Below are 24,874 nucleotides of genomic sequence, written 5' to 3'. Positions count from 1 at the left end.
GGAACGGGCCACGACGGACCGGCCCCGGCGGGCGGGGGAGCCGCCACACCCCCACGTGTCTACGCGGGCACCCGAACCGCAGACACAATGTCGGGCGCGCGCCGGGCGCCCGGCTGCTGAGATGGACCCACGGCCGTGACCGCGACCCGACCGTCGCCGGCCGCGGCCCGTGAGCCGGACGAACGGCACGCCACGACGCGTCGGCACCCATCTGTGAAGGAGTTCGCGGTCATGACGGACATCGTCAACCACTGGATCGGCGGCAGGACCGCCGAAGGCGCCTCGGGCACGTACGGGCCGGTGACGAACCCGGCGACCGGCGAGGTCACCGCCAAGGTCGCCTTCGCCTCCGTCGAAGAGGTGGACGCCGCGGTCGCCGCCGCCAAGGAGGCGTTCCTGACCTGGGGTCAGTCCTCGCTGGCGCAGCGCACCGCGGTCCTGTTCAGGTTCCGCGCCCTGCTGGACGCGCACCGCGACGAGATCGCCGCGCTGATCACCGCCGAGCACGGCAAGGTGCACTCCGACGCGCTCGGCGAGGTCGCCCGCGGCCTGGAGATCGTCGACCTGGCCTGCGGCATCACCGTGCAGCTCAAGGGCGAGCTGTCGACGCAGGTCGCCACCCGCGTCGACGTGGCCTCGATCCGGCAGCCGCTCGGCGTCGTCGCGGGCATCACGCCGTTCAACTTCCCGGCGATGGTGCCGCTGTGGATGTTCCCGATCGCCCTCGCGTGCGGCAACACCTTCGTGCTCAAGCCGAGCGAGAAGGACCCGTCGGCCGCCGTGAGGCTCGCCGAGCTGCTCTCCGAGGCCGGTCTGCCCGACGGCGTCTTCAACGTCGTCCACGGCGACAAGACGGCCGTGGACCGCCTCCTGGAGCACCCGGACGTCAAGGCGGTCTCCTTCGTCGGCTCCACCCCGATCGCCCGGTACATCCACACCACCGCCTCCGCCCACGGCAAGCGCGTGCAGGCCCTCGGCGGCGCCAAGAACCACATGCTGGTCCTGCCCGACGCCGACCTGGACGCGGCGGCGGACGCGGCCGTCTCCGCCGCCTACGGCTCGGCCGGCGAGCGCTGCATGGCGATCTCCGCGGTCGTCGCCGTCGGCGCGATCGGCGACGAACTGGTGGAGAGGATCCGCGAGCGCGCCGAGAAGATCAAGATCGGCCCGGGCACCGACCCGGCGTCCGAGATGGGCCCGCTGATCACCAAGGAGCACCGCGACAAGGTCGCCTCCTACGTCGAGAACGCGGCGGCCGAGGGCTGCGAGGTCGTCCTCGACGGCACCGGGTACACGGTCGACGGCCACGAGAACGGCCACTGGATCGGCATCTCGCTGCTCGACCGGGTGCCGACCACGGCGAAGGCGTACCGGGACGAGATCTTCGGCCCGGTGCTGTGCGTGCTGCGCGCCGAGACGTACGAGGAGGGCCTGGCCCTCATCAACGCCTCCCCCTTCGGCAACGGCACCGCGATCTTCACCCGGGACGGTGGCGCCGCCCGCCGCTTCCAGCTGGAGGTCGAGGCCGGCATGGTCGGCGTGAACGTCCCGATCCCGGTCCCCGTCGGCTACCACTCCTTCGGCGGCTGGAAGGACTCCCTCTTCGGCGACCACCACGTCTACGGCAACGACGGCACGCACTTCTACACCCGCGGCAAGGTCGTCACCACCCGCTGGCCCGACCCCGCCGACGCCCCGGCCGGCGTAGACCTGGGCTTCCCGCGCAACCACTGACACCGGGAACCTCCCGCGCAGCCGCTGACGCCGGGAACCTCCCGCGCAGCCGCTGACGCCCGGGAGCACGACGTGCCCCGTCCCGCCCGTGCGGGACGGGGCACCGGCATGCCCGCGCGCGGGGGACGCGGCCCGATGGTCCGCCTTCCTGCGCCTTCGTTCTCCTGTGTCCCCTGTGTCCCCGTCCGTGCCGGCCCCCGCCACTCCCGTCCGGATAGCGGACACGCGAATGTTTTTTTCGCCACGGCTACGGTTCCCGTACACCTCAACAGCCCTTGCGTCACGGCCAGTGTTGCGTTTTCCCGTCGTCTCCTCGCGCAAGATCAACGGATTCCGTAGGTAAACAGCCATTGACGTGCAGGTTTTCGTCGGGGTTCTATCTTCCGCCGGGAGCGGACGAGAACCACGTACGACCAAGCCGCCGGAGGCGATAGCGCTCCCGCCCGAACCACACAGCACGAGTCGATCGGAACCGCTGCATGACCGACACGCTCCGCCCCGCCCAGGCCGCCACCGCAGCGCCCCCGGACCAGCCGGACCATCCGGTCCGGCCGGACCATCCGGGCCACCCGGAGTCCCGGACGCTCAAGCGTTCCATCGGAGTCGTCGGAGGCACCCTCCTGACGCTCTCGTGCGTGACCCCCGCCTCCACCCTGTTCGTGGTCGTGCCCGACCTGTTCGGCTCGCTCGGCACCGCCACCGCCCTGACGATCGCCATCGGCTCCCTCCTCTGCATCGCCGTGGCGTTCTGCTACTCGGAGCTGGGCACCCTCGTCCCCAGCGCGGGCGGCGAGTACGCGATGGTGTCGACGATGGCCGGGCGGCTGGCGGGCTGGCTGGTCTTCGTGCTCTCCCTGCTGGTCGTCGTGATCGTCCCGCCGGTCATTGCGATGGGCACGGCCGACTACCTCGAACCGATCGTGCACCTCGACCCGTCGATGACCGGCGCCGCCGTCATGCTGCTCGCCACCCTGGCAGGCCTGCTCGACCTGCGCGCCAACGCCTGGATCACCGGCGTCTTCCTGGTCCTCGAGGTCATCGCCGCGGCCGTCGTCGCGGTGTTGGGCTTCGCCCACGGCGAGCGCGGCCTCGGCAGCCTCGCCTCCATGGAGGTCGCCGGCACCGACGGCCACGCGGACACCGTGACGGCCATGCTGGTCGTCTCCGGACTCGCCATCGCCCTCTTCATCACCCAGGGCTTCTCCACCGCCGTCTACCTCTCCGAGGAGCTGGAGAACCCGCGCCGCAACGTCGCCCGCACGGTGCTCGCCACCCTCGGCATCTCCACGGTGATCATCCTGGTCCCGGTCGTCGCCATCACGCTCGGCGCCTCGGACCTCGCCGAGCTGACCGGCGGCGACATCGGCTCCATGGTCACCGCCTGGTCCAACTCCGCCGTCGGCACCTTCGTCAGCCTCTGCGTGGCCCTCGCCATCGTCAACGCCGGCATCGTGATGGTCATCCAGAACTCGCGCGTCCTGTTCGCCTCTGCCCGCGACAAGGCGTGGCCCGGACCGGTGAACGACCTCTTCTCCAAGCTCGGCCGCTTCGGCTCCCCCTGGGTCTCCACCCTCGCCGTCGGCGTCCCCGGCGCCGTCCTCTGCTTCGTCAACCTCGACACCCTGTACGGCGTCACCGGCGTCTCCGTCACCGGCATGTACCTGCTGGTCGCGATCGCCGCCCTGCTGTGCCGGCGCGGCGACCACCGCAACACGCAGGCCTGGCGCATGCCGCTGTGGCCGGCCGTGCCCGTCCTGCTGATCGTGGTCCTCGCCTACATCCTGACCCAGCAGGAGACGGTCTATCTGCTGTGGGCCGGCGGCATCACCGCCGTCGCCACCCTGTACTGGCTGCTGTACCTGCGCCCGCGCCGCGACACCCGCTGGCTGGTGACCCTCCCGGAGGACACCCGGGAGCCCGCCCGCCCCTGAACCGGCCCCGGCGGCCCCTCACCCCGCCCCGCCCGTACCGCGCCCGCGGTACGCGGCGGGGCTCCCTACGTCCGTGGGAGGGGCGGAAGTTCAGTCCTTGGAGGGCGTCCGGCGCCGGCGGCGGCCCGTACCGTTGACGCATGGATCTTCGACTGCCCCGCGTGCGGGGGCTGTTGCGGCGGCCGGGGCGGACGCTCTGCGCCGCGGCCGCCGTCGTCGTGCTCGCCGGTGCGGGGACGTGGACGGCCGTCGCCTCCGACGACCCGCCCCCGGTGCACCGCACCGACCGGATCATGTCCGTGGGCGACGGAGTGCGCCTGGACACCTCGTACTTCACGGCGGGCCCCGGCGGCCGCCGCCCCGCCGTCCTGCTCGGACACGGCTTCGGCGGCAGCAAGGCCGACACCCGGAAGCAGGCCGAGTCCCTCGCCCGGGACGGGTACGCGGTGCTGACCTGGTCGGCCCGCGGCTTCGGCCGCTCCACGGGGAGGATCGGGCTCAACGCCCCCGACGGCGAGGTCGCCGACGTCTCCCGCCTCATCGACTGGCTGGCCCGGCAGCCGCAGGTCCGGCTGGACGGCGAGGGGGACCCGCGGGTCGGCGTGGCCGGTGCCTCCTACGGCGGCGCCGTCGCACTGCTGGCCGCCGGGCACGACCGGCGCGTGGACGCGATCGCCCCCGCCGTCACCTACTGGAACCTCACGGACGCCCTCTTCCCGAACGGCGTCCTCAAGAAGCTGTGGGCCGGCCTCTTCGTCAACGCCGCGGGCGGCTGCGACCGTTTCGAGGCGGACATCTGCCGCATGTACCAACGGGTCGCCGAGTCCGGGGTGCCCGACGCGCAGGCCGCGAAGCTCCTGACGGAACGCAGTCCGCAGGCCGTCGGCGCCCGCATCCGGGTGCCCACGCTGCTCGTGCAGGGCCAGGCCGACTCGCTCTTCCCGCTCGGCCAGGCCGATGCCGCCGCCCGCGCGATCCGCGCGAACGGCGCGCCGGTCTCCGTCGACTGGATCGCCGGCGGGCACGACGGCGGCGACCTGGAGACCGACCGCGTCACCACCCGCGTGCGCTCCTGGTTCGACCGCCACCTGAAGGACGACGAGACCGCCGGCACCGGCCCCGCCTTCCGGGTCACCCGCACCGGGGGAGTGGACTCGACCGACGGCCGGGCCCGACTGCGGGGCGCGAGCGCCGACCGCTACCCGGGCCTGGACGGCACACCCGTACCCGTCCCGCTGAACGGGCGCGAGCAGAGCTTCGCCAACCCGGCCGGCGCCGGCCCGCCCGCCGTCTCCGCCCTCCCCGGCATCGGCGGCGCCGCGGGCGGCCTCGCCCAGTTGTCCTCCCTCGGCGTCGGCGTCTCCCTGGACTTCCCCGGCCAGCACGCCGCCTTCCAGTCGGCCCCGCTGACCGAGGACCTGCGGATCACCGGCTCCCCGACCGCCACCGTCCACGTCCGCTCCACCGCCGACGACGCCGTCCTGTTCGCCAAGGTGTACGACGTCGGCCCCGGCGGCACCGCGCCCGTGCTCCCCGCCCAGCTGGTCACCCCCGTCCGCGTCGAAGGCGCCAGGGCCGGCAAGGACGTCACCCTCACCCTCCCGGCGATCGACCACGAGGTCGAGAAGGGCCACCGGCTCCGCCTCGTCCTCGCCTCCACCGACCTCGGCTACGCCTCCCCGGCCGCCCCGGCGACGTACACGGTCTCCCTCGAGGGCGGCCTGAAGGTGCCCACCGCCCCCGGCGTCACCACGGCCGCCGCCCCGCTGCCCGCGTGGGTGTGGTGGCTGCCGCCCGCCGGTGCCCTCATCGCCCTGGCCCTGCTGCTGACCGGCCGCCGCCGCACCGCCGCGCCCGCCCCCGACCCCACGCTCGCCGAGGTCCCCCTGCGCATCACCGGCCTCGCCAAGCGCTACGCCGGCTCCCCCGACCGGTACGCCGTACGCGACCTTTCCTTCCGCGTCGACAAGGGCCAGGTCCTCGGTCTCCTCGGCCCCAACGGCGCCGGCAAGACGACCACCCTGCGCATGCTGATGGGCCTGATCAAGCCCGACGAGGGCGAGATCCGCGTCTTCGGGCACGCCGTCCGGCCCGGCGCGCCCGTGCTCTCCCGGGTCGGCGCCTTCGTCGAGGGCGCGGGCTTCCTGCCGCACCTGTCCGGCCGGGAGAACCTGGAGCTGTACTGGCGGGCCACCGGCCGCCCGCCCGAGGACGCCCACCTCGACGAGGCCCTGGAGATCGCCGGCCTCGGCGACGCCCTGGCCCGCGCCGTGCGCACCTACTCGCAGGGCATGCGCCAGCGCCTCGCCCTCGCCCAGGCCATGCTGGGCCTGCCCGACCTGCTGATCCTGGACGAGCCGACCAACGGCCTCGACCCGCCCCAGATCCGCGAGATGCGCGAGGTGATGATCCGGTACGCGGCCGCCGGACGCACCGTCATCGTCTCCAGCCACCTGCTCGCCGAGGTCGAGCAGTCCTGCACCCACCTGGTGGTCATGGACCGCGGATGCCTGGTCCGGGCGGGCCCCGTCGCCGAGATCACCGGCTCCGGCGACACCCTCCTCGTCGGCACCGACCTCCCCGTGGAGGAACCGGTCGTGGAGAAGGTCGCCGCCCTGCCGGGCGTGGCCTCGGTCGTGCACACCGACGACGGGCTGCTGATCCGGCTCGGCCCCGACGGCACGGCACCCCGCCTCGTCGCCGAACTGGTCCGGCTGGAGGTGCCGGTCGCCTCGGTCGGCCCGCACCGCCGCCTGGAGGACGCCTTCCTCACCCTGATCGGAGGTTCCGCATGAGCGCGCTCACCGAACGGACCCGGCACCCCGCCGAGCCGTCCGGCCCGGCCGGGCCGTCCGCATCGGCGCACGGCTACCGGCCGGGCCGCACCCTGCCGCTGCGGGTGGAGCTCGCGCGCCAGCTGAAGCGGCGCCGCACCCTGGTCATGGGCGCGATCCTCGCCGTGCTGCCGTTCGTCCTGGTCGTCGCCTTCGCGATCGGCGGCGACCAGGACGACCCCGGCGACCGCATCACCCTGATGGACACCGCCACCGCCTCCGGCGCCAACTTCGCCGCGGTCGGCCTCTTCGTCTCGGCGGGCTTCCTGCTGGTCGTCCCCGTCGCCCTGTTCTGCGGGGACACCGTGGCCTCCGAGGCGAGCTGGTCCTCCCTGCGCTACCTGCTCGCCGCGCCGGTGCCGCGCGCCCGGCTGCTGGCGTCCAAGCTCGCCGTCGGACTGGGGCTCAGCCTGGCCGCGATGCTCCTGCTGCCGCTGGTCGCCCTCGCCGTCGGCACGGTCGCCTACGGCTGGGGCCCGCTGGCGGTCCCGACGGGCGGCTCGCTCGCCCCGGGGACGGCGGCCCAGCGCCTCCTGGTGGCCGTGGCGTACGTCTTCGTGTCCCAACTGGTCACCGCGGGCCTCGCCTTCTGGCTGTCGACCAGGACCGACGCCCCGCTCGGCGCGGTCGGCGGCGCGGTCGGCCTCACCATCGTCGGCAACGTCCTGGACGCCGTGACCGCCCTCGGCCACTGGCGGGACTTCCTGCCCGCGCACTGGCAGTTCGCCTGGGCGGACGCCCTCCAGCCGCGCCCCGAGTGGTCCGGCATGATCCAGGGCGCCGCCGTCTCCGTGACGTACGCGCTGGTGCTGTTCGCCCTGGCCTTCCGCGGGTTCGCCCGCAAGGACATCGTCTCCTGAGCCCACCGGGTCCCGGGCGGCATGCGAAAGGGGCGGGACCGCCGAGGACATCGGCGGTCCCACCCCTTTCGCGGTGCTCGGTCCCCGCCGTCACAGGCCCGCAGGCCCCGCCCGCTCCTGCCTCCCGGGGAGCGGAACCACGTCATCGCTCTCCTGGGGCAGGGCTGTACCGATCCGTGGGGCATTCGGGTGAATTTCCCGGTGTCGTGCGTTCCGTCGTTTCCTCGGCCGTCACTTCCTCGTTTGCAGGCTGCAGGTCATGGTGCGGGCCGTCAATTCTGTGCTCGCGCGGTTCCGGCCGTCCTTCAGGCATGACCGCAGAGAAGGGAAAGTCCATGAAGAAGAGCGCTGCTGTCGTCGCGGGTGCGGTCATGACCCTCGGCATGGCCACCCCGGCCTTCGCCGACGCCGGTGCCGAGGCGGCCGCCATCGGCTCCCCGGGCGTCCTGTCCGGCAACGCCGTGCAGGTTCCCGTGCACGTTCCCGTCAACGTGTGCGGCAACACGGTCAACATCGTCGGTCTGCTGAACCCGGCGGCAGGCAACGTGTGCGTGAACGACTGACGTCGCTCCGCACCAGCCGTCCGGCTGTGCCACGGCCGGCCCCGTCCCACTCGTCTGGTCCGGGGCCGGCTTTCCCCTTCCTTCGACATCTCTCCGAGCAGGAAGACAACTAGAGTGCGACAGACCCTGAGCAGGGGAATGGTCGCGGCCGCCGCCGCGACGAGCGTCCTGTCCCTGTGCGGCAGCCCCGCCTTCGCCGATTCGCAGGCGGAGGGGGCCGCCATCGGCTCGCCCGGCGTCGGCTCGGGCAACAACGCGCAGGCGCCGGTCGACGTGCCGGTGAACGTGTGCGGCAACAGCGTCAACGCCGCCGGCGCGCTGAACCCGGCCTTCGGCAACGAGTGCGAGAACACCTCGGACGAGCACGAGAGCGAGCCGGACTCCTACGAGGACTCCTACGAGGACTCCCACGGTGACGACACCATGGGCCACGACCCCCGCCACGGCGGCGGGCACGACGAGGACGGCTACGGCGGCGGGTACGGCGACGACGCGCAGTCGTCCTCCGGCGCCACCGCCGAGGGCGCGGCCATCGGCTCGCCCGGCGTCGGCTCGGGCAACAACGCCCAGGCGTCGATCCACGTGCCGCTGAACCTGTGCGGCAACACGGCCGACGTGATCGCCGCGCTCAACCCCGTCTTCGGCAACTTCTGCGAGTCGGGTGGCTACGGCGAGGAGGAGCCGCCTGCGACGACACCCCCGACGACCCCGCCGAGCGAGGAGAAGCCCCCGCCGCCGAGTGAGGAGAAGCCCCCGCCGCCGAGCGAGGAGAAGCCCCCGCCGCCCGCCGAGGAGATCCCCCCGCCGCCGAGCGAGGAGAAGCCCCCGCCGCTCGCCGAGACCGGTGCCACCGGCACCCTGGGCGCCGGTGCCGCGGCCGTCGCGCTCCTCGCGGGCGGAGCGATCCTCTACCGCCGTGGCAGGGCCGTCTCCCGCCGCTGACCCTGCCCCCGCGCGGGAGCCCCGGACCACCGGCCCGAGGCTCCCGCGCACCACTTCCGCCGCCCCCGGCACGTCCTGCCCGCCGGGGGCGGCGGTGTGTCCGCGCCCCCCTCAGCGGCTCCCCGCCCGCTCGTCGTCCGTCCGGTCGGAGCGGGCCGGCGGCGAGGCCTGGCGCACCACCCGGGCCCGGGCCGGCTCCCCCGAACGGTGCGGAACGCCGGCTCCGGGCGGGCGCCGCAGCAGCCGGGCGGCCACATGGCGGCCCCACAGCGCCCACAGGGCGCGGCCGGGCGCCCGGTCGTCCCGGGAGTGCCAGGCCAGTTCCCGCCCGGCGCGCACCGGGCGCAGAGCGCTGAGCGGCGCGTAGCTCTCCACCACGAACGCCCGCCCGGGCCGCGCCGCACCGGCCGGCAGCGGCCGGTGCGTCAGATCCAGATGCAGGGCGCGTACGACGTCCAGGCCGGCGGTGTCGGTGAACAGCCGGAACTGCGCGCCGGGACGCGGGTTGAAGTCGAGCAGGTGATAACGGCCCGTCGTGCCGCAGCGGCGGAAGTCCAGGTCGAAGATGCCCCGGTAGCCGAGCTCCCCGGCGATCCGCTCGGCGAGCGCCTGCACCTGCGGGTTCGGTGTCCAGCGGCCGACCGCCGTCAGACCGGCGCCCCGCGGCCGGGCCCGCGTCTTGCGGCCGGGACCGCCCGCCCGTACGGCGCCCGCGCGGTCGGCGTACCCGTGGAAGAACCAGTCGCGGTCCGGCCCCGGCGGCAGGAACTCCTGCAGCAGCAGCCGGCTGCCCGCCTCCTCGGCCCGCCGGTACAGCTCCCGTGCCTGCTGCGCCGAGCGCACCAGCACGGTGCTGCGCAGCCCGCTGCCCGCGGGCACCAGCCAGGGCCGGCTCCACTTCGCCACCACCGGCAGCCCCAGCCGCCAGGCGGCCGCCGCGGCCTCGTCCGGTCCGTCCGGGACCAGGGTCCGCGGGTGCGGCACGTCCAGGGACGCGCACACGCCGGCCAGCTCCGCCTTGTCGGCCACCCGCTCGGACAGCGAATCGGGCTGGTCCGGCAGCAGGAACGCGGGTGCCAGCTCCGCCCGCATCCGCCCCACCGCGACGGCACACGCGTCGTCCATCGGGATCAGTACGGCGGGACGCGCGATCCGCGCGGCGACGCGACGCAGGACCGCCGCGATGGCGGCCGGGGACGCGCCGGGCGGCGGAGGGGTGTGCAGCCCGGTCACGTAACGGGAGGCGCGCACGGGACTCTTCGCGCAGTCGGCGACGACGTGCACGTCCACCCCCGCGCGGCCGAGCGAACGCACGGCACCCAGGGTGCCGTGGTGAAAGGGATTCCGGTCGGTCCGCAGCAGAACGGCGGGGACGCGGGTGTCGAACAGCGACACGGCTTACTTCCTTCACATGCGATCGGAGTCACCGGTGCGGGCGAGCCGCACACTCGAAAGCCGTAACGGTGGTGGCGTGAGGGCATTTCATGTGACTGGGTGTCAGGGGATGAGTGACAGAAGACGACATTCGTGGCGACGAAGACGAAGGAGCCGGTATGGGCGGACAGCAGCGACGGACCGGGCCGGGGCGACTGGCATGCGTCGCGGCGGTGGCCGCCGCGTCGGCGGTCCTGGCGGCGGGGCCCGGAACGGCCGTCGGCGACCCGCCCGCCCCCGCACCGGCACCCGCCACCCCCGTACCCACGGAACCCGCGCCGGCGCCCGCCACCCCCGCACCGGCACCCACTGAACCCGCGCCGGCGCCCGCGACTCCCGGTCCGGCGGTTCCCGCCCCGGAGGCCGGTACCGGGGCGGGAACCGCGCCGGCCTTCGGCGCCTACCTGGACTACGGCGCCCGCGGCGTGGCCCGGATGGCCGCGCTCAGCCACTGGCTGGGCGGCGCCGACCTGCGCGTGGGCCACACCTACCTGCCCGGCGACCGCTGGAGCAACATCGAGGGCGCCCCCGGATTCCTCGACGTGTGGGCCGACTGGCGCACCCGCGAGGCCGACCGGATGCTCGTCCTCAACGTGCCCATGCTGGAACGCAACGAGGAGCGCGTCGGCGACGACGAGGTGCGCGAGCTGCTGCGCCAGGGCGCGGCAGGCCGCTTCGACCACCACTTCCGGGCCCTCGCCGAGCGGCTGGTCGCCCTGAAGGTGCCGGACACCGTCCTGGTGCTCGGCTGGGAGATGAACGGCACCACCTACACGCACCGCTGCGGCCCGGACCCCGAGGCCTGGAAGACGTACTGGAACAGGATCGTCACCACGATGCGTTCGGTGCCGGGGCAGGAGTTCCGGTTCGACTTCACGCCGAGCCGCGGCCGGGACGCCGTGCCCTGGACGCGGTGCTACCCCGGGGACGACACCGTCGACATCATCGGCATGGACTCGTACGACCAGCCGCGCGGCATGCCGTTCGACGAACAGGTCAGCGAGCCCTACGGACTCCAGGCGCACGTCGACTTCGCGAAGGCGCACGGCAAGCCCATCTCCTACCCGGAGTGGGGACTGTTCCGCAACGGCGACAACGCCGAGTACATGCGGCGGATGCTCGCGTGGATGGACGAGCACAAGCCCCTCTACAACACGGTGACCGACTACTGCCCGCACGGCGTGTGGCAGTGCGGCGACAACCCTCGCTCCACCGCCGTCTACCGGTCCGTGCTCTTCGGCCGCACCGACGACCCGGCCACCGTCCCGGAGCCGGGCACGGCACCCACCGCACCCACCGTGCCTCCGGTGCCGCCCGCAACTCCCCGGCCGGCGGACGACTGTTCGCCCCTGGAGCTCGGCGACTGGATCGACCACTGGCTCGGCGGGAAGCTCTGCATGCGCCTCGACCGGTTCTCGCGCATCGGGTAGCGGCGGCGGCCGGCGGTGGCGGCCGGGCCGGTCAGGTCCTGCCGCCACCGCCGCCCTCCCTCCGCTCGCGCAGGGACCGCAGCAGCTCCTTGCCCCGCCGGCGCGCGGCGTCGTCGCGCACGGCCGCCGCCAGCAGCGGGGCCGTGCGCCGGCGGGCGAGCAGGAGCCGCCGGTTGCGCACCGGCTCGGGACGCCAGTGGTGCTTGTACGGCTCGTCGCCCCGCAGCAGGCTGAGGGTGCCGCCGTCCGCGTCCGGCAGGTGCCCGGCGCACGCGTCCAGCAGCATCACCGCCACGTCCGCCCTGCGCTCGCGCAACAGGGGGTGCGCGCCGTACAGGTAGCCGCCCGTCAGCCGCCGCGACAGCAGGGTGACGTCCACGGCCACCACCTCGTCGTCCAGGCGGAACTCGGTGACCACCGCGTCCCCGTCGCGCACCATCGGCTCCACCGCCCGCACGAGGTGGTCGCGGAACCGGGCGCGCAGGTGCTCGCCGGTCACCTTCCGTCCCTGCCACTGCAGCCGGTGCAGCTCCAGCAGCCGGTGCAGCGCCGCACCGGTCTCCTCGGGAAGCACGGTCCGGCTCTTGACGCCGAGGGCGTCCAGTTTGCGCAGCTTGGCGCGCACCCGCTGCTGGGACTTGGCCGAGGGCAGCCGGGCCACCAGCTCGTCCATCGGGACGGCGGGCAGCTCCAGGCACAGGGAGTCGTCCAGCCGGCGGCGGGGTCCGTGCCAGCGGGCGTAGACCCGTTCGGCGGCGGCGCCGGGCCGTACCTCGCGCAGGTCGATCAGCGCGGTGCGGGCGGCCGAGGACAGGCCCGCGGTGAGCGCGGCCACCGCCGCCTCGCCGCGCTCGTCGTCCAGCAGCACGTCCCCGTAGTCGGAGATCGCCCCGCCCAGCGACACCAGCGCCGGCACCGGACGCCGTACGCGTGCCAGCGGCGCGGCGCCGACCAGGTCGCGGCCGTCCCACGCCAGCACCAGCCGCAGCCGGCCGGGCCTGCCGTACGAACGCCACCACGAGTGCAGCCAGGCGTGGCTCTGGAACGGCGTCGCGAAGCCGCACCGCCGGTACAGCCGCCGCCAGGCCGGGGCCAGCTCCGCGAAGGCCCGCTCGTCGGTGACCAGTTCGGTCGTGTACGCGGGGCGCGCCCCGGACGTCACAGCTGTCCACGCGCGTCGGCGGCGCCGGCGGGCCCCGGTACGGAGGCGGGCGCGGACCGTTCCCCGGCCGGGCGGCGGGGCCGGACCAGCAGCGCCAGTCCGCCCAGCAGGCCGCCCGCGCTCGCGCCCACCAGCCCCGTCACGGCGGCCGGCGACGAGGACGGCTCGGCGGGCTCGGTGGCGCGGGCGAACTGGCGCAGCTTCACGTGGGTGTCGCCGGCCGAGGCGCTCGCGTGCCGGGTCAGGGCGCCGGAGACGGCGTTGGCCATGTCGGCGGCCTCCCGGGGGCGGTCGGAGACGGCCGACACGGACACCATCGGCGCGTCCGGCGAGGTGGCCGTCCGCACGCTCTCCCGCAGCGTCGCCAGCGGCACGCCCGCCCACATCTGGGCGTCCCCCAGCACGGCGAGCTGCGTGGCGACCCGGCCGTAGGCCTGCGCGAAGCCCAGCGCGGCGGCCGGGTCCGACTTGTCGGTGGGAACGGCGACGACATAGCTCGTGGCGGTGTACTCGGGGGTCCTGAGCAGGCCGTAGGCGCCGCCGGCCAGCCCGCCGGCCAGGACTCCGGCGGCGAGCAGGGACCAGAGCGGCAGGGTCCGGGCCCGGCGCAGGACGGCGAGCGGGCGGCGTGTTGGGGCGGGCGGTGCGGCACCGCCGTGGGGCGCGGACTTCGCGGGGGTCTCGGTGAGGGACTCGGTCATGCGGGGCTGACCTCCTGGGGTACGGGGGACGACGGGTGCGCCAGGGCGGCCGCGTAGACATCCATCAGCCGGGCGGCGCTGCGGGTGATGCAGTAGTGGCGGGCGGCCTCGGGCACGGTGCGCGCCCCCGGGCCGCAGGCGCGGACCTCGGCCAGGGCGCGGGCGAACTCCTCCGCGCCGCCGGCCACCCGGCGGGCTTTCGGCGCCGCCTCCGGCGGCAGGTCCTCGACGGCCGGACAGGACGCGTACAGCACCGGCAGCCCCGAGGCCAGGCCCTCCACGACCGCCAGGCCGAACGCCTCCTCCGCGGACGGGGAGGCGAGCACGTCCATTGCCGAGGCCAGGGACGGCAGATCGGGGCCCGGGGAGCCGTCGGGGAGGCCGGGGCGCTCGCCGGTGAGCAGGACCCGGTCGGCGACGCCCGCCTCGCGGGCGACGCGGCGCAGCCGGTGCTCCTCCGGTCCGCCGCCGACCAGCAGCAGCCAGCAGTCGCCGGGCAGCCGGGCCAGGGCCCGCACCAGGACGTCGAACCGCTTGCCCGCGGCCAGCCGCCCGATGCCGCCGACGACGTACGCGCCCTCGGGCAGTCCCAGACGGCGGCGGGTGCGCAGCCGGGCCGCCGGGTCGAAGCGGAAGCGGACCAGGTCGATGCCGTTGGGGACGACCGCGATGCGCGGTGCCGGCACGCCCCAGCGCCGCAGCCGGCCGGCGACGGTGGGGGAGACGGCGACCGTCGCGCTGCCCAGCCGCTCCCCGGCCAGGTACAGGGCGCGGACGCCCGGGGTGAGCGCGCGGCCCTCCATCTGGGTCTCGCCCAGGGAGTGCTCGGTGGCGACGACCGCGCGGACGCCCGCCAGACGCGCGGCCGGACGGCCGTAGACGCAGGCCCGGTAGAGGTGGGTGTGCACCAGGTCGTAGCCGCCGGCGCGGACGACGCGCGTCAGACGGGGCAGCGCGGACAGGTCGCGGTTGCCGTTCATGCCGAGGTGGACGACCTTCACCCCGTCGGCCCGCAGCCCCTCGGCGACGGGCCCCGGAGCGGTGAGCGTGACGACGTCGCAGTCGACGGGCAGATGGCGCAGCAGCAGCCGCAGTTGCTGTTCCGCGCCGCCGACGCCGAGGCCGGTGATGACGTGCAGGACCCTCACCTCAGACCCCCTCGGCCGGCCGGCGGCGCAGCCGGTGCAGCCGCGTCTTCAGCAGCAGCCGTACGGCGGTGTCCCGCTGCCCGACGTGGACGCGGGGCAGGGCGTACGGGCCGGTCAGCGGGCCGGGGGCGATGGCGCAGGCGTAGGAGTAGCCGGCCGCGCGCACGGCGTCCACGGCACGCCGGTCGACGGTGCCGTACGGGTAGCAGAAGCCGGTGACCGGGGTGCCGGTCAGCTCCGCGAGCAGCGCCCTGCTGCGGGCGGTCTCGGCCTGCAGCGTGGCGTCGTCCGCCCGGGTCAGGTCGACGTGGGTGAGCCCGTGCGAGCCGATCTCCACCCCCTCGGCGGCGGCGCGGCGGACGCCGTCGGCGGTCAGCAGCGGCTTGCGCGGGCCCAGCGGGTCCCACGCGTTGACCCCGCCGAAGCGGCCCGGCAGCACGAAGAGGGTGGCCCCGCAGCCCCAGCGCCGCAGGCACGGCAGCGCGTGCTCGACGAAGTCGGCGTACCCGTCGTCGAAGGTCAGCCCGACCAGGCCCGCGCCCGCGCCCCGGGCCCGGGCGGCCAGCAGGTCGGCCACGGACACGCCGCGCAGCCCGCGCCGGCGCAGCCAGCCGAGCTGCGCGTCCAGCCGGCCGGGCGTGACCGTGATGCGGTACGGGTCCTCCGAGCGGTCGCCGACGGAGTGGTACATCGCCACCCAGGGCACGGTGCCGGCGCGGGTGCGTGCGCCGGGGCGTGCGTGGGTGTCAGCGGGGACTGCGGAAGCGGAGACGGTCATGCGGGAGCCTTCGTGTGACGGAACGGAGGGAACGGACCCGGCGCAGGGGGCGGGCGGTGACGGACGTGAGGAACGGGGCCACGCCCTGGACGCCCAGGGCCGCGCCGAGGACGGCGAAGACGCCGCCGACGGTCGCGGCGCCGACGGTGAGGGACACGGCGGGGGAGGTGAACCGGGCCGCGGCCAGCGCCCCCGCGCCGGCCGCCGCGGCCGCCGCCACAGCCGGCCGGCCCAGGTCGGCCAGGACACGCCGGAAGCGGACCGGGACGCTGCGCGGCCCCATGCCGGCGAGCAGCAGGGCGGCCGTCACGGTGATGCCGGCCGCGTTCGCGGCGGCGATGCCCGTCACCCCCCACGGACCGACGGCCCAGGCTCCGGCACCGGCGGTGACGGCGATGCCGACGGCCATGGAGCCGAGCGGGTACCAGCCGGCGCGGCCCGCCGCGAAGTAGGACCGGGCCAGCGCGCCCACCACCGTCTGGCCGAGCAGCCCCAGCGCGTACACGCGCATCACGTCCGCCGTCGCCGTGGTGTCGGCCGCGGTGAACGCGCCGCGCTGGAAGAGGAGTCCGATGATCTGCGGGGCCAGGGCGACGACCGTGGCCGCGCCCAGCAGCACCAGGCAGGCCGCCAGCGCCACGTCCCGTTCCACGCGGTCGCGGGCCCGTGCGGTGTCGCCGTCGGCCAGGGCGCGGGCCACCACCGGGAAGGTGACCGTGCACAGCATCAGCGACAGCGTCATCGGGATCTGCGCCACCTTCTGCGCGTAGTTCAGGTGCGAGATGGCGCCGGAGGGGAGGGAGGAGGCGAGGAAGCGTTCGACGAGGACCTGGGACTGGCGGCACAGGGCGAAGAGCAGGACGGTGGCGAACAGGGCGAGGGCCAGGGGACGCGCCTCGTCGCCCCCGGACGCCCGCACCGTCGCGGCGTCGCCCCGGCGCCGTACCTCGCGCAGCAGCGACGGCAGCTGGGCCGCCACCATCAGGCAGCCGCCCACCGCCACCCCGGCCGCGGCCGAGCGCACCCCCCAGCGCCCGCCGAGCACGAACATCGCCGTGATGATGCCGGTGTTGTAGGCCACGTAGATCGCCGCCGGCGCCAGGAACCGCCGGTGCGCCCGCAGGGCCGCGCTGCAGTACCCGGCCAGGCCGAAGGAGAGGACGCAGGTCGCGGTGAGCCGCGTGCAGTCCACGGCGAGGGCCTGGCCGGGCAGCCCCGGTGCCAGGACCCGGACCAGCCACGGAGCGACGGCGGCGGCCAGCGCACCGGCCGCCGCGAAGGCCAGGGCCAGCCGGGGCAGGGTCGAGGCGACCAGCGCGCGGACCGGATCGCCGCCGTCGCCCCGCGCGCGGCGGGCCAGGGCCAGGCTGAACATCGGGACCAGCGCGAAGGCCAGCCCGTCCTCGATGAGCAGCGTCGCCGCGAACTCCGGGACCGTCCACGCCACCAGGAAGGCGTCCGTCTCGCCGCCCGCCCCGAACAGCCGCGCCAGCGCCTGGTCCCGGGCCAGCCCGAGCACCGACCCGGCCACCGACAGCACGGCCGTGAGCAGCGCGGCCCGGGCGAGGAAACCCCGGGGGGACGGGCCGGCGCCGGCCGCCGCGCCTTCCGCGTCCGGCGCCGCGACCCCGGCCGCGGGTGCGGACGCAGGGGGTGTCGTCGTCCTCATCGCCGCTCCACCTCCCGCCCGTCCGGGACGTGGAGCGCCCACCAGGCCGTCAGCCCGAAGCACACGGCCGTCAGCACGGTCGAGGGCCCGCCGATGTCCGCGTACGCGAAGTCCGTCAGCTGCCACACCAGCAGCCCCAGGGCGACCAGCGCGCAGTCCGGCCCGGTGCCGTCCTTCGCGCGCCGCTCCGCGCGGAACCGGCGCAGCCCGAGGACGAGGAGGGCCAGCCAGCTCCCGGCCAGCGCGAGCAGCCCGGTCAGCCCCTGCTCGGCCAGGACCAGCAGATACATGTTGTGCGGGGACAGCAGCGGCTGCCTGCGGTAACCGGCGCCCGCGCCGTCGGTCTCGCTGCCCGAGGACAGGGCCAGCGAGGAGTGGGAGTCCCGGTGTTCCGGGAACCCCTTGAGGCCCACGCCGGTCAGCGGCCGCTCGCGCCACATGCCGGTCGCCGCCGCCCACATCGTGTAGCGGTCGGTCACCGACCGGTCGGGGGCGTCGGCGACCCGCGTGATGCTGTCGACCCGCTCCTGCAGCATCGCCGTACCGACACCGAAGCCGCCCACCAGCACCACGCCCGCCGCCACCGCGGCCGCCCCCACCGCCAGTGCCCGCCGGACACCGGCCAGCAGCAGCTGCACCGCGCACGTCACCGCCGTGGCGATCCACGCCCCGCGGCTGAAGGACAGCGCCAGCGGCAGCAGCAGGACGAGCGCGCAGCCGGCGGCGAGGAGACGGTGACGGGCCGGTGCGCGGCCCGGTGCGCCCAGCGCCAGTCCGACCGTGCAGACCAGGCCCAGGGAGACCACGGTCGCCATCCCCATCACGTCCTGCGGCCCGAAGGTGCCCACGGCCCGGATCCGTTCGCCCTGGTAGGAGGCGCCGGTCCCGGTGACGTACTGGTGCACGCCGACCGCCCCCTGCCACACCGCCAGCCCCACCACCGACCAGGCGAGCAGCCGTACGTCCTGCCGGCCCCGGACCAGGAGCATCACGGCGGCCGGGACGAGGACGAAGACCTGGAGGTAGCGGCCGAGACCGCCGAGCCCGGCCCCCGGCGAGGCGGCGCCCACGGCGGCGACGGCCAGCCCCAGCACCGGCAGCCCCAGCACCACGGCCGCCGTACGGGACAGCGGGCGCCGGCGGCCCCGCACCAGCCGGATCGCGCAGTACAGCACCGCCAGTGCGGAGACCACGTCGGCCGGATGCGCGCCGCCCCCGCCGCCCGCCGCCGGCAGGGCGAGCAGGGCGACGACCGCGACCGGCGCCAGCACCGGCGGCACCTCCCGCACGCGCGCCGCGGACCACCGGGGCAGGGCCTGGCTCACGGCGGTCAGCTCCCCGTGGGACGCACGAGCGCGGCGGCCGTGCGCAGCAGGATGCAGACGTCCTGCCACAGCGACCAGTCGTCGATGTAGGCGTTGTCGAAGCGGGCCCGGTCCTCGATGGAGGTGTCACCGCGCAGCCCGTTGATCTGGGCCAGGCCCGTGATGCCGGCCGGCATCCGGTGGCGGGCCGCGTAACCCGGGTAGGTACGGCTGAACTGGGCGACGAAGTACGGGCGTTCGGGTCGCGGGCCGACCAGGCTCATGTCACCGCGGAAGACGTTCCACAGCTGGAGCAGCTCGTCGAGCGAGGTGCGCCGCAGGAAACGGCAGAACCACGGCATCCGGCGCTCGTCCGCCACGCTCCAGCGGGTCGCCGACTCGTGCTCGTCCACCGGGCGGTGCGTGCGGAACTTCAGCAGCGTGAACGGCCTGCCGTCCTTGCCGATGCGCTCCTGCCGGAACACCACACCCGGCCCGCCGCTCAGCCGCAGCACCGCCGCGCAGGCCAGCAGCAGCGGGCTCAGCAGCAGCAACAGCGCGCCGGACACCGTCACGTCCAGCAGCCGCTTGCCCGCACCGCCTGGCCGGCGCTCCTTCGGCCGCGCACGACGGCACGCGAACCCGGCGAGCCGGTCCCGGTCCCGTTCCCGGACCGGGACCGGGGCCGGGTACGAGGGGGTGTCCGCGTCGATCTCCCACACCTCGCACCCCGACTCGGCCAGCGTCCGCAGCAGCGGACCCTGCCGGTGCTGCCCCGCAGGACGCACGTCCAGGACGATCCGCACCCCGTTCTGCACGACCGCGCGCCGCACCTCCTCGCCCGTGGTCAGCACGGGCAGGCCCGTGGTGCCGCCCGGGTCGTCGGTGACGATCCCGACCGGGCGCACCCCGCAGCGCGGGTGGCGCAGCACCGCCGCGGCCACGCGCTGCGCGGTCGCGGCGGGGCCGGCCACCAGGGCCGTGCGGGGGCGGTTCAGCAGGGCGGCGCGCCGCGTGTGGTGCACGGCGCCCCGGGCCGCACAGCCCGCCGCCGCGTGCAGCAGGAAGCCGAGCAGCAGGGTGCGGGCGGACAGCGGGTGCGGCGGGGCGTACGCCGCCACGAAGGCCGCCAGCGTCAGCCAGACCACGGCCACCCGGCCGCACACGGCGGGCAGTTCGTCCAGCACCCCCGGCGGCCGCCGGGGCGTGGGCGGGCGCAGCAGCAGCGCCCCGGCGACCAGCAGGGCCGCGGACAGCGGGCGGTGTGCCGTGCCGGTGAGCACCAGGGCGCCCGTCAGGGCGGCCACGCCGTCCGCGGCGAGCAGCGGCAGCGGGGAGGCGGGCCGTGGCGCGGGGCACCCGGCGGGAAGCCGGGAACCGGTGCCGCCGGGGCGCGGCGACAGCACCGACACGGACGGGGAACCGGCCCCCCGCGGCTGCCCGGCGGGGGTGGGGACGATGCTTTCCGCGGTCACGGGTTGACGGACTCCCTGTACTCGGAGGGCTCGGCGGACGGTCGCCCCGCGGCCACCGGACCGCCACGGGGCGCGGCGGCCCCGGCGGCCGGGTGCGGCCCGGTGACGAGGAGGTCGCGGTACACGGCGACGACGGCGGCGGCCGTGTGCCGTACGTCGTGGCGGGCCAGGACGTGGGCGCGGCCCCGGCTGCCCAGCGCGGCGCGCAGAGGGGCGTCGCCCAGCAGACCGGTGAGGGCGCCGGCCAGGGCGGCCGGATCCCCGGGCGGCACCAGGCAGTACGGCACGAGCGCGGGCGGCAGGGCCTCACGGGCGCCGTCCACGTCGGCCACCACCACGGGACGCCCGCAGGCCAGCGCCTCCAGCGGGGCCAGCGCCATGCCCTCCCAGCGCGACGGCAGTACGGCCAGGTCGGCGGCCCGGTACCAGGGCGCGGCGTCGGCGACGGCGCCCGCGAACAGCACGGAGCCGTGGGCCCCGGCGGCGAGCCGGTCCCGGTCCGGGCCGTCGCCGACCAGCACCAGCCGGGCCCGCGGCAGACGCGCCCGCACCGCTTCCCACGCCGCCAGGAGCACGTCCTGCCCCTTCTGCCGGCACAGCCGCCCCACGCACACCACCAGCGGGGCGCCGGGCTCGACGCCGGACAGGAGCCCGCGCCGTGCGCCGTCCGTGTCACCGGGGCGGAAGCGGCCGGTGTCGACGCCGTTGGGGATCACCGACCACCGTCCGCGGACCCCGGCCCGCACGCCGCGCCGCCGCTCCGCCTCGCTCACGCACACGGTCCGCGCCGCCCACCGCGCCCCCCGGCGCTCCCAGCCGAGCGCGAGCGCCGCGGCGGCGCCGCCGACGGCCTCGAACGACCAGGCGTGCGGCTGGAACACGGTCGGGATCCGGCCCCGTACGACGAGCCGCCCGGCGAGCCCGGCCTTCGCGCTGTGCGCGTGCACCAGATCGGGCCGTACGGCCTCCACCACACGCGCGAGCCGCCGTACCTCGTGGGCGAGCGACGGTCCCGGGGAACGGGTCGCCGGCCAGTCGTGCACGTCGGCACCGAGCGACCGCAGTTCCCCGGCGAGGGCGCCGGCGGGACAGGCGACCGCGACACGCAGCCCCCTGGCGAGCTGATCCGCGGTCAGGTCGCGCACCACGCGGGCGACTCCGCCGTCCACCGGCTGGGTGATGTGCAGGACCCGGGGCCGGAAGGCCGGCCGGCCGGTGCCCGGTGGTGAACCCTTGGCCCGCGGCGGCGGCGGAACCGGTGAAGTGCGCATGACCGGCGAGCCCTTTCGGAGCGTGCGGAGCGTACGGAAGTCCTGGGAGCTTTCGTGTCTTCGGTGCTTACGGGGCCCATGGGGCACCCCGGCCGTCACCCCGCAGGGGTGGGCGGGGGGCTGGGCGGACGGTGTGGGACTCTAGCCGCAATACGCACTAATGGGTCGAAACCGGGTAAGTGTGTTGGATTGGTGAAGGGGCGCCTTGTACGCAATCACCCCATCGGGGGAACAACTCCCGCGTCCGGCCGCCTGTTGACACCGTGCCGGGCAGTCGTCCGGATGCTTCGTGCCAACTCCGAGGAGCACCTCTCCATGTCGCGTATCGCGAAGGGCCTGGCCCTGACCTCCGTCGCCGCCGCCGCGGTGGCGGGCACCGCCGGTGTCGCCGCCGCCGACAGCGGCGCACAGGCCGTCGCCGCCCACTCCCCGGGCGTCCTGTCCGGCAACGCGCTGCAGGTGCCGGTCCACGTCCCGGTCAACGTCTGCGGCAACACCGTCGACCTCGTCGGCCTGCTGAACCCGGCGTTCGGCAACCAGTGCGTGAACGACTGACGTCGCCCCGGACCCGGTACCGGCCGTCCGCCCCGCGGTTTCTCCGCGAGCGGGCGGCCGGTTCGCGTCGCCGCGCGGACGGGGGTCGTGCTGCCCCGAATGGGGGTGACCGCGCCGACGCGGCGGGCGGACCTGGATACGGCGCCCCACCAGGCTGGACACGCCGAGTGCCGCGACGGGCGGGCGGGTGCGGAGGGTGGCCGAACGGTTGCAGAGCGCCAGGGGCGATTCCACGGTGGGCACAAGATCCGACGCACCACCGGAAGGAACCCCATGCGTCTGCCCGCACGACGAATCACCACCACCGTTCTCTGCGCCGGCCTCCTGATAGGCGTCTCCGGGCCGGCGGTCGTGGCGGCCGACGGCGGGGCGGCCCGGGACCGTACCCCCGCCGCGTCCCGGGCGCCCCTGCCCGGCGCGGAGGAACTGCAGAACCAGGTGGGCGGCCTGGCGGGCCTGGGCGGAGTGCTCACGCCGGTCACCGATCTGCTCGCCGCCGTGCTCGGTGCGGACGGCGGCCGGCTCCCCGCCGAGGACGCGGACAAGCTCGCCGCCGCCGTCGAGGACGCTCTCGCCGAGGCCGAGGCGACGGACACCCCGGCAGCCCCGGGTACGGCCGCCCCGGGCACGACGGCACCCGACGCCACCGCCCCCGGCACGAGCACCCCGGCACAGCCGCCCGCCGTGACCGCGCCGGGCGCGGACACCCCCGTCACGCTGCCCGCGCCCGTCACGCTGCCCGCGCCCGCCGCGGCGCAGGCCGGTGACGGCACCACGGCCTCCGCCGGCCTGCCTGCCGACGCCTACGCCGCGCTGCAGAAGCGGATCGACGCCCTGATCGAGGCCACCACGTCCGGCACCGCGGAACAGGTGAACCCGGCCGTGAAGGACGTGATGAACGGCATCGTCGACGTCGTCACCGCCACCCTGGCCGGCGGCGGACCGCCCGCCGCGGACCCGGCGGCCCTGCCCGCGGACCCCGCCTGACGCCCGCTTCGGCACCTCGGCCGCCGCGCCGCCCCTCAGGGGCGGCGCGGCGGCTTTTCCCGTTCCGGTGCGCACGACCCTCCCGCCCCGCCCCGGAGATCTCATATGTCTTCCGCACGCGGGGTTTCCGCCCGTGACGGAGGTCGTTGGGCACGGCGTCAGTACTTGTCCGGTGACACCAGTCGCCGAAGAAAGGAACACGATGAAGTCGCTGAAGGCCGCCGCCGTCGTCGCCGGGTCCCTGATCGCCGCCGGCGCCGCCGTGCCCGCGTTCGCCCACGACACCGCCGGACCCACGCCCACCAGCCTCGACGGCGCCGTCAGCTCCCTCGCCAAGGGCCCCCTCGACGTGATGCCGCTGAAGCACCAGTCGCAGGCGCTCGACACCGAGAACCAGGACTCCGCGCTGCACACGGTGAAGGACGTCACCACGAAGCTCAACTCCGACGGCGGACTGCTCGGCGGCCTCCCGCTGGGCGGCTGACCCGCCCCGGCGCCACGGCGGACGGACGGCGGCCGTGCTCCGAGTGGCCCTGTGGTGGTGACCACGGGGCCCGCCGCCCGGTTAGCGGTACGGATCACCGGACCCACCCGACGAGGAGCGAGCCATGGTCGTCAGCACGGACGCGGTACCGAACGGCAGGGAGCGGGAGGCCACGCCCACGGCGAGAGGCGGGCCCGCGCACGCCACCCGGCGGCAGCTGATGCGGGGGCTGCTCGCCCCGGCCCTCGCCGTGGGCGTGGCCCCGCTGGTCGCGGCCTCCCGGCCCCTGGAGGCCGCGACGGGGCCGGCCGGTGCGACGCGGCGGCCCACACCCTCCCCCCTGCCGGGCCCGGACCCCGCCCTCGCGGCCGAGAGCACCGCGTTCGACGAGATCTACCGGGGCCATCGCATCCGCGGCGTCCGGTCCGCCGGCGGGCGTGCCGTCGGCGCCGGGACCTGGCACGTCACCGTGGACGGCCGGCCGCTGCACCTGATGCGCCGCGCCGACGGCAGCTGGCTGAGCATGATCGACCACTACCGGTCGTACCCCACCCCGCTGGAAGCCGCCCGCGGCGCCGTCGACGAACTCGGCCCCGGTGAGCGCCTGAGCGACGCACCGGCCGCCGACGGCCACGAACACCCGGGGGGACACCGTGGCGTACACGCGTAAGGACGTCAGCAAGCTGACCCGCACGGAGAAGCGGCGCTTCGTGAACGCGCTGCTGGAGATCAAACGACGCGGTGAGTACGACGAGTTCGTGCGCACCCACATCGAGTTCTACGTCTCCGACGGCGAGGACGGACTGCGCACCGCCCACATGGCCCCGTCCTTCCTGCCCTGGCACCGCAGGTTCCTGCTCGACCTGGAGCGGGCCCTGCGCCGGGTCGACTCGTCGGTGACGGTGCCGTACTGGGACTGGACGAAGGACCGCGGCACCTCGTCCACGCCCTGGACCGCCGACCTGCTCGGCGGCACCGGGCGGCGCTCCGACCACCGGGTGACGACCGGGCCGTTCGCCCACGCGGAGGGCAACTGGCCCATCAAGGTGAACGTCACCGACACCCCGTTCCTCACCCGGGACCTGGGACGCCCCGCCGACCCCATCGGCCTGCCGACGAAGAGCGACCTCCAGTGGGCGCTGGACGACCCGGTGTACGACGCCTCGCCCTGGGACTCGACGGTCCGCAAGGGCTTCCGGAACAAACTGGAGGGGTGGGGGACCGGCCGCGGCAGAACCTCGTGGCGCAACCACAACCGGGTGCACCGCTGGGTCGGCGGGATCATGGTCGGCGGCGCCTCCGTCAACGACCCGGTGTTCTGGCTGCACCACGCCTTCGTCGACCTGCAGTGGTCCCGCTGGCAGGCCCGGCACCGCGGCGCCCGCTACCTGCCCGCCGAGCCGCCCGGCCGGGGCAGCGCCCAGCACGGCCGGGTCGTCGCCCGGCACGAGAAGCTGCCGCCGTGGGACGTGACGCCGGACCAGCTGGAGGACCACAGCGCGATCTACCGGTACGCCTGACGGGCACCCCGCCGGAACCGCACGGGGCACGGACAGCGACCGCCGTACGACAGGAGAGGGCCCCGGCCGGGGAAGCCGGGGCCCCTCGCACG

At 75.5% G+C, this 24,874-nt stretch carries 21 protein-coding genes; 12 read left to right on the top strand and 9 right to left on the bottom strand.

All coding sequences use genetic code 11. The features are described from left to right. The first annotated feature begins 231 nt into the window (after window positions 1–231). The 6 genes from mmsA (at window position 232) to ACFYOJ_RS13085 (ending at window position 8,864) form a co-directional block, all read left to right on the top strand. Window positions 232–1,734 carry a CoA-acylating methylmalonate-semialdehyde dehydrogenase gene (gene mmsA, locus ACFYOJ_RS13110; protein ID WP_356554847.1) on the top strand — a complete coding sequence of 501 codons (1,503 nt, stop codon included), beginning with the start codon at window positions 232–234 and terminating at the stop codon, window positions 1,732–1,734. Window positions 1,735–2,213: 479 nt separating this feature from the next. Beyond that, complete coding sequence (locus tag ACFYOJ_RS13105; RefSeq protein ID WP_356554846.1) at window positions 2,214–3,665, top strand: APC family permease; 1,452 nt, start codon at window positions 2,214–2,216, stop codon at window positions 3,663–3,665. Between the two features lie 140 nt (window positions 3,666–3,805). Then, window positions 3,806–6,460: a CocE/NonD family hydrolase gene (locus tag ACFYOJ_RS13100; RefSeq protein ID WP_356554844.1), complete on the top strand. Its 2,655-nt coding sequence runs from the start codon at window positions 3,806–3,808 to the stop codon at window positions 6,458–6,460. Further along, on the top strand, window positions 6,457–7,359 hold the full coding sequence (locus ACFYOJ_RS13095) for an ABC transporter permease (RefSeq protein ID WP_356554843.1): 903 nt from the start codon (window positions 6,457–6,459) through the stop codon (window positions 7,357–7,359). Before ACFYOJ_RS13100 ends, ACFYOJ_RS13095 begins: the two co-directional genes overlap by 4 nt. A gap of 311 nt (window positions 7,360–7,670) precedes the next feature. Further along, window positions 7,671–7,922, top strand: coding sequence for a chaplin (locus ACFYOJ_RS13090; RefSeq protein WP_356554841.1), 252 nt, complete (start codon window positions 7,671–7,673; stop codon window positions 7,920–7,922). Window positions 7,923–8,036: 114 nt separating this feature from the next. After that, complete coding sequence (locus ACFYOJ_RS13085; protein ID WP_356554840.1) at window positions 8,037–8,864, top strand: chaplin; 828 nt, start codon at window positions 8,037–8,039, stop codon at window positions 8,862–8,864. Between the two features lie 111 nt (window positions 8,865–8,975). Here the strand turns inward: ACFYOJ_RS13085 and ACFYOJ_RS13080 are convergent, their stop codons facing one another. Beyond that, the gene (locus tag ACFYOJ_RS13080) at window positions 8,976–10,259 is read right to left on the bottom strand and encodes an ATP-grasp domain-containing protein (protein WP_356554839.1); all 1,284 of its coding nucleotides are present in this window, start codon (window positions 10,257–10,259) and stop codon (window positions 8,976–8,978) included. A gap of 158 nt (window positions 10,260–10,417) precedes the next feature. Between ACFYOJ_RS13080 and ACFYOJ_RS13075 the strand changes: the two genes are divergently transcribed. Next, on the top strand, window positions 10,418–11,728 hold the full coding sequence (locus ACFYOJ_RS13075) for a glycosyl hydrolase (RefSeq protein WP_356554837.1): 1,311 nt from the start codon (window positions 10,418–10,420) through the stop codon (window positions 11,726–11,728). Window positions 11,729–11,759: 31 nt separating this feature from the next. On the opposite strand, the gene ACFYOJ_RS13070 is transcribed toward ACFYOJ_RS13075, so the two are convergent. Genes ACFYOJ_RS13070 through ACFYOJ_RS13035 form a run of 8 tightly spaced genes read right to left on the bottom strand, consistent with a single transcriptional unit; the run spans window position 11,760 to window position 21,236 of the window. Beyond that, the gene (locus tag ACFYOJ_RS13070) at window positions 11,760–12,890 is read right to left on the bottom strand and encodes a GNAT family N-acetyltransferase (RefSeq protein WP_356554835.1); all 1,131 of its coding nucleotides are present in this window, start codon (window positions 12,888–12,890) and stop codon (window positions 11,760–11,762) included. Continuing rightward, window positions 12,887–13,591, bottom strand: coding sequence for a lipopolysaccharide biosynthesis protein (locus ACFYOJ_RS13065; RefSeq protein ID WP_356554833.1), 705 nt, complete (start codon window positions 13,589–13,591; stop codon window positions 12,887–12,889). The genes ACFYOJ_RS13070 and ACFYOJ_RS13065 overlap by 4 nt, the downstream gene beginning before the upstream one ends. After that, on the bottom strand, window positions 13,588–14,739 hold the full coding sequence (locus ACFYOJ_RS13060; protein ID WP_356554832.1) for a glycosyltransferase: 1,152 nt from the start codon (window positions 14,737–14,739) through the stop codon (window positions 13,588–13,590). The genes ACFYOJ_RS13065 and ACFYOJ_RS13060 overlap by 4 nt, the downstream gene beginning before the upstream one ends. 1 nt (window position 14,740) lies before the next feature. Next, window positions 14,741–15,430, bottom strand: a complete 690-nt coding sequence (locus tag ACFYOJ_RS13055) for a polysaccharide deacetylase family protein (RefSeq protein ID WP_356554980.1) — start codon at window positions 15,428–15,430, stop codon at window positions 14,741–14,743. Between the two features lie 55 nt (window positions 15,431–15,485). Further along, window positions 15,486–17,186 carry a lipid II flippase MurJ gene (gene murJ / locus ACFYOJ_RS13050; RefSeq protein WP_356554830.1) on the bottom strand — a complete coding sequence of 567 codons (1,701 nt, stop codon included), beginning with the start codon at window positions 17,184–17,186 and terminating at the stop codon, window positions 15,486–15,488. Further along, window positions 17,183–18,511: an O-antigen ligase family protein gene (locus tag ACFYOJ_RS13045; protein ID WP_356554828.1), complete on the bottom strand. Its 1,329-nt coding sequence runs from the start codon at window positions 18,509–18,511 to the stop codon at window positions 17,183–17,185. Before ACFYOJ_RS13045 ends, murJ begins: the two co-directional genes overlap by 4 nt. A gap of 5 nt (window positions 18,512–18,516) precedes the next feature. Continuing rightward, window positions 18,517–19,965, bottom strand: a complete 1,449-nt coding sequence (locus ACFYOJ_RS13040) for an exopolysaccharide biosynthesis polyprenyl glycosylphosphotransferase (RefSeq protein ID WP_356554826.1) — start codon at window positions 19,963–19,965, stop codon at window positions 18,517–18,519. Continuing rightward, entirely contained in the window at window positions 19,962–21,236 is a 1,275-nt protein-coding gene (locus tag ACFYOJ_RS13035; protein ID WP_356554824.1) for a glycosyltransferase, read from the bottom strand. The genes ACFYOJ_RS13040 and ACFYOJ_RS13035 overlap by 4 nt, the downstream gene beginning before the upstream one ends. 315 nt (window positions 21,237–21,551) lie before the next feature. On the opposite strand from ACFYOJ_RS13035, the gene chpG reads away from it, so the two are divergent. The 5 genes from chpG to ACFYOJ_RS13010 all read left to right on the top strand — a co-directional run bounded on the left by chpG (window position 21,552) and on the right by ACFYOJ_RS13010 (window position 24,782). After that, window positions 21,552–21,791 carry a chaplin ChpG gene (gene chpG, locus ACFYOJ_RS13030; RefSeq protein WP_356554822.1) on the top strand — a complete coding sequence of 80 codons (240 nt, stop codon included), beginning with the start codon at window positions 21,552–21,554 and terminating at the stop codon, window positions 21,789–21,791. A gap of 273 nt (window positions 21,792–22,064) precedes the next feature. Next, on the top strand, window positions 22,065–22,778 hold the full coding sequence (locus ACFYOJ_RS13025) for a hypothetical protein (RefSeq protein WP_356554820.1): 714 nt from the start codon (window positions 22,065–22,067) through the stop codon (window positions 22,776–22,778). 202 nt (window positions 22,779–22,980) lie between these two features. Beyond that, window positions 22,981–23,262: a hypothetical protein gene (locus ACFYOJ_RS13020; RefSeq protein WP_356554819.1), complete on the top strand. Its 282-nt coding sequence runs from the start codon at window positions 22,981–22,983 to the stop codon at window positions 23,260–23,262. A gap of 124 nt (window positions 23,263–23,386) precedes the next feature. Next, window positions 23,387–23,932: a tyrosinase cofactor gene (locus ACFYOJ_RS13015; RefSeq protein ID WP_356554817.1), complete on the top strand. Its 546-nt coding sequence runs from the start codon at window positions 23,387–23,389 to the stop codon at window positions 23,930–23,932. After that, window positions 23,916–24,782, top strand: a complete 867-nt coding sequence (locus ACFYOJ_RS13010; RefSeq protein WP_356554815.1) for a tyrosinase family protein — start codon at window positions 23,916–23,918, stop codon at window positions 24,780–24,782. The genes ACFYOJ_RS13015 and ACFYOJ_RS13010 overlap by 17 nt, the downstream gene beginning before the upstream one ends. Window positions 24,783–24,874: the final 92 nt, after the last annotated feature.

The organism is Streptomyces sp. NPDC006384 (assembly GCF_042870695.1).
Taxonomy (GTDB): Bacteria; Actinomycetota; Actinomycetes; order Streptomycetales; family Streptomycetaceae; genus Streptomyces.
This window is presented reverse-complemented; position numbering and strand designations above follow the sequence as displayed.

Bases quoted from the DNA above. Each gene is read 5' to 3' on its own strand.
- mmsA (WP_356554847.1), top strand. From the start codon at position 232: ATGACGGACATCGTCAACCACTGGATCGGCGGCAGGACCGCCGAAGGC.
- ACFYOJ_RS13105 (WP_356554846.1), top strand. From the start codon at position 2,214: ATGACCGACACGCTCCGCCCCGCCCAGGCCGCCACCGCAGCGCCCCCG.
- ACFYOJ_RS13100 (WP_356554844.1), top strand. From the start codon at position 3,806: ATGGATCTTCGACTGCCCCGCGTGCGGGGGCTGTTGCGGCGGCCGGGG.
- ACFYOJ_RS13095 (WP_356554843.1), top strand. From the start codon at position 6,457: ATGAGCGCGCTCACCGAACGGACCCGGCACCCCGCCGAGCCGTCCGGC.
- ACFYOJ_RS13090 (WP_356554841.1), top strand. From the start codon at position 7,671: ATGACCGCAGAGAAGGGAAAGTCCATGAAGAAGAGCGCTGCTGTCGTC.
- ACFYOJ_RS13075 (WP_356554837.1), top strand. From the start codon at position 10,418: ATGGGCGGACAGCAGCGACGGACCGGGCCGGGGCGACTGGCATGCGTC.
- ACFYOJ_RS13065 (WP_356554833.1), bottom strand. From the start codon at position 13,591: ATGACCGAGTCCCTCACCGAGACCCCCGCGAAGTCCGCGCCCCACGGC.
- ACFYOJ_RS13055 (WP_356554980.1), bottom strand. From the start codon at position 15,430: ATGTACCACTCCGTCGGCGACCGCTCGGAGGACCCGTACCGCATCACG.
- murJ (WP_356554830.1), bottom strand. From the start codon at position 17,186: ATGAGGACGACGACACCCCCTGCGTCCGCACCCGCGGCCGGGGTCGCG.
- ACFYOJ_RS13035 (WP_356554824.1), bottom strand. From the start codon at position 21,236: ATGCGCACTTCACCGGTTCCGCCGCCGCCGCGGGCCAAGGGTTCACCA.
- chpG (WP_356554822.1), top strand. From the start codon at position 21,552: ATGTCGCGTATCGCGAAGGGCCTGGCCCTGACCTCCGTCGCCGCCGCC.
- ACFYOJ_RS13025 (WP_356554820.1), top strand. From the start codon at position 22,065: ATGCGTCTGCCCGCACGACGAATCACCACCACCGTTCTCTGCGCCGGC.
- ACFYOJ_RS13020 (WP_356554819.1), top strand. From the start codon at position 22,981: ATGAAGTCGCTGAAGGCCGCCGCCGTCGTCGCCGGGTCCCTGATCGCC.
- ACFYOJ_RS13015 (WP_356554817.1), top strand. From the start codon at position 23,387: ATGGTCGTCAGCACGGACGCGGTACCGAACGGCAGGGAGCGGGAGGCC.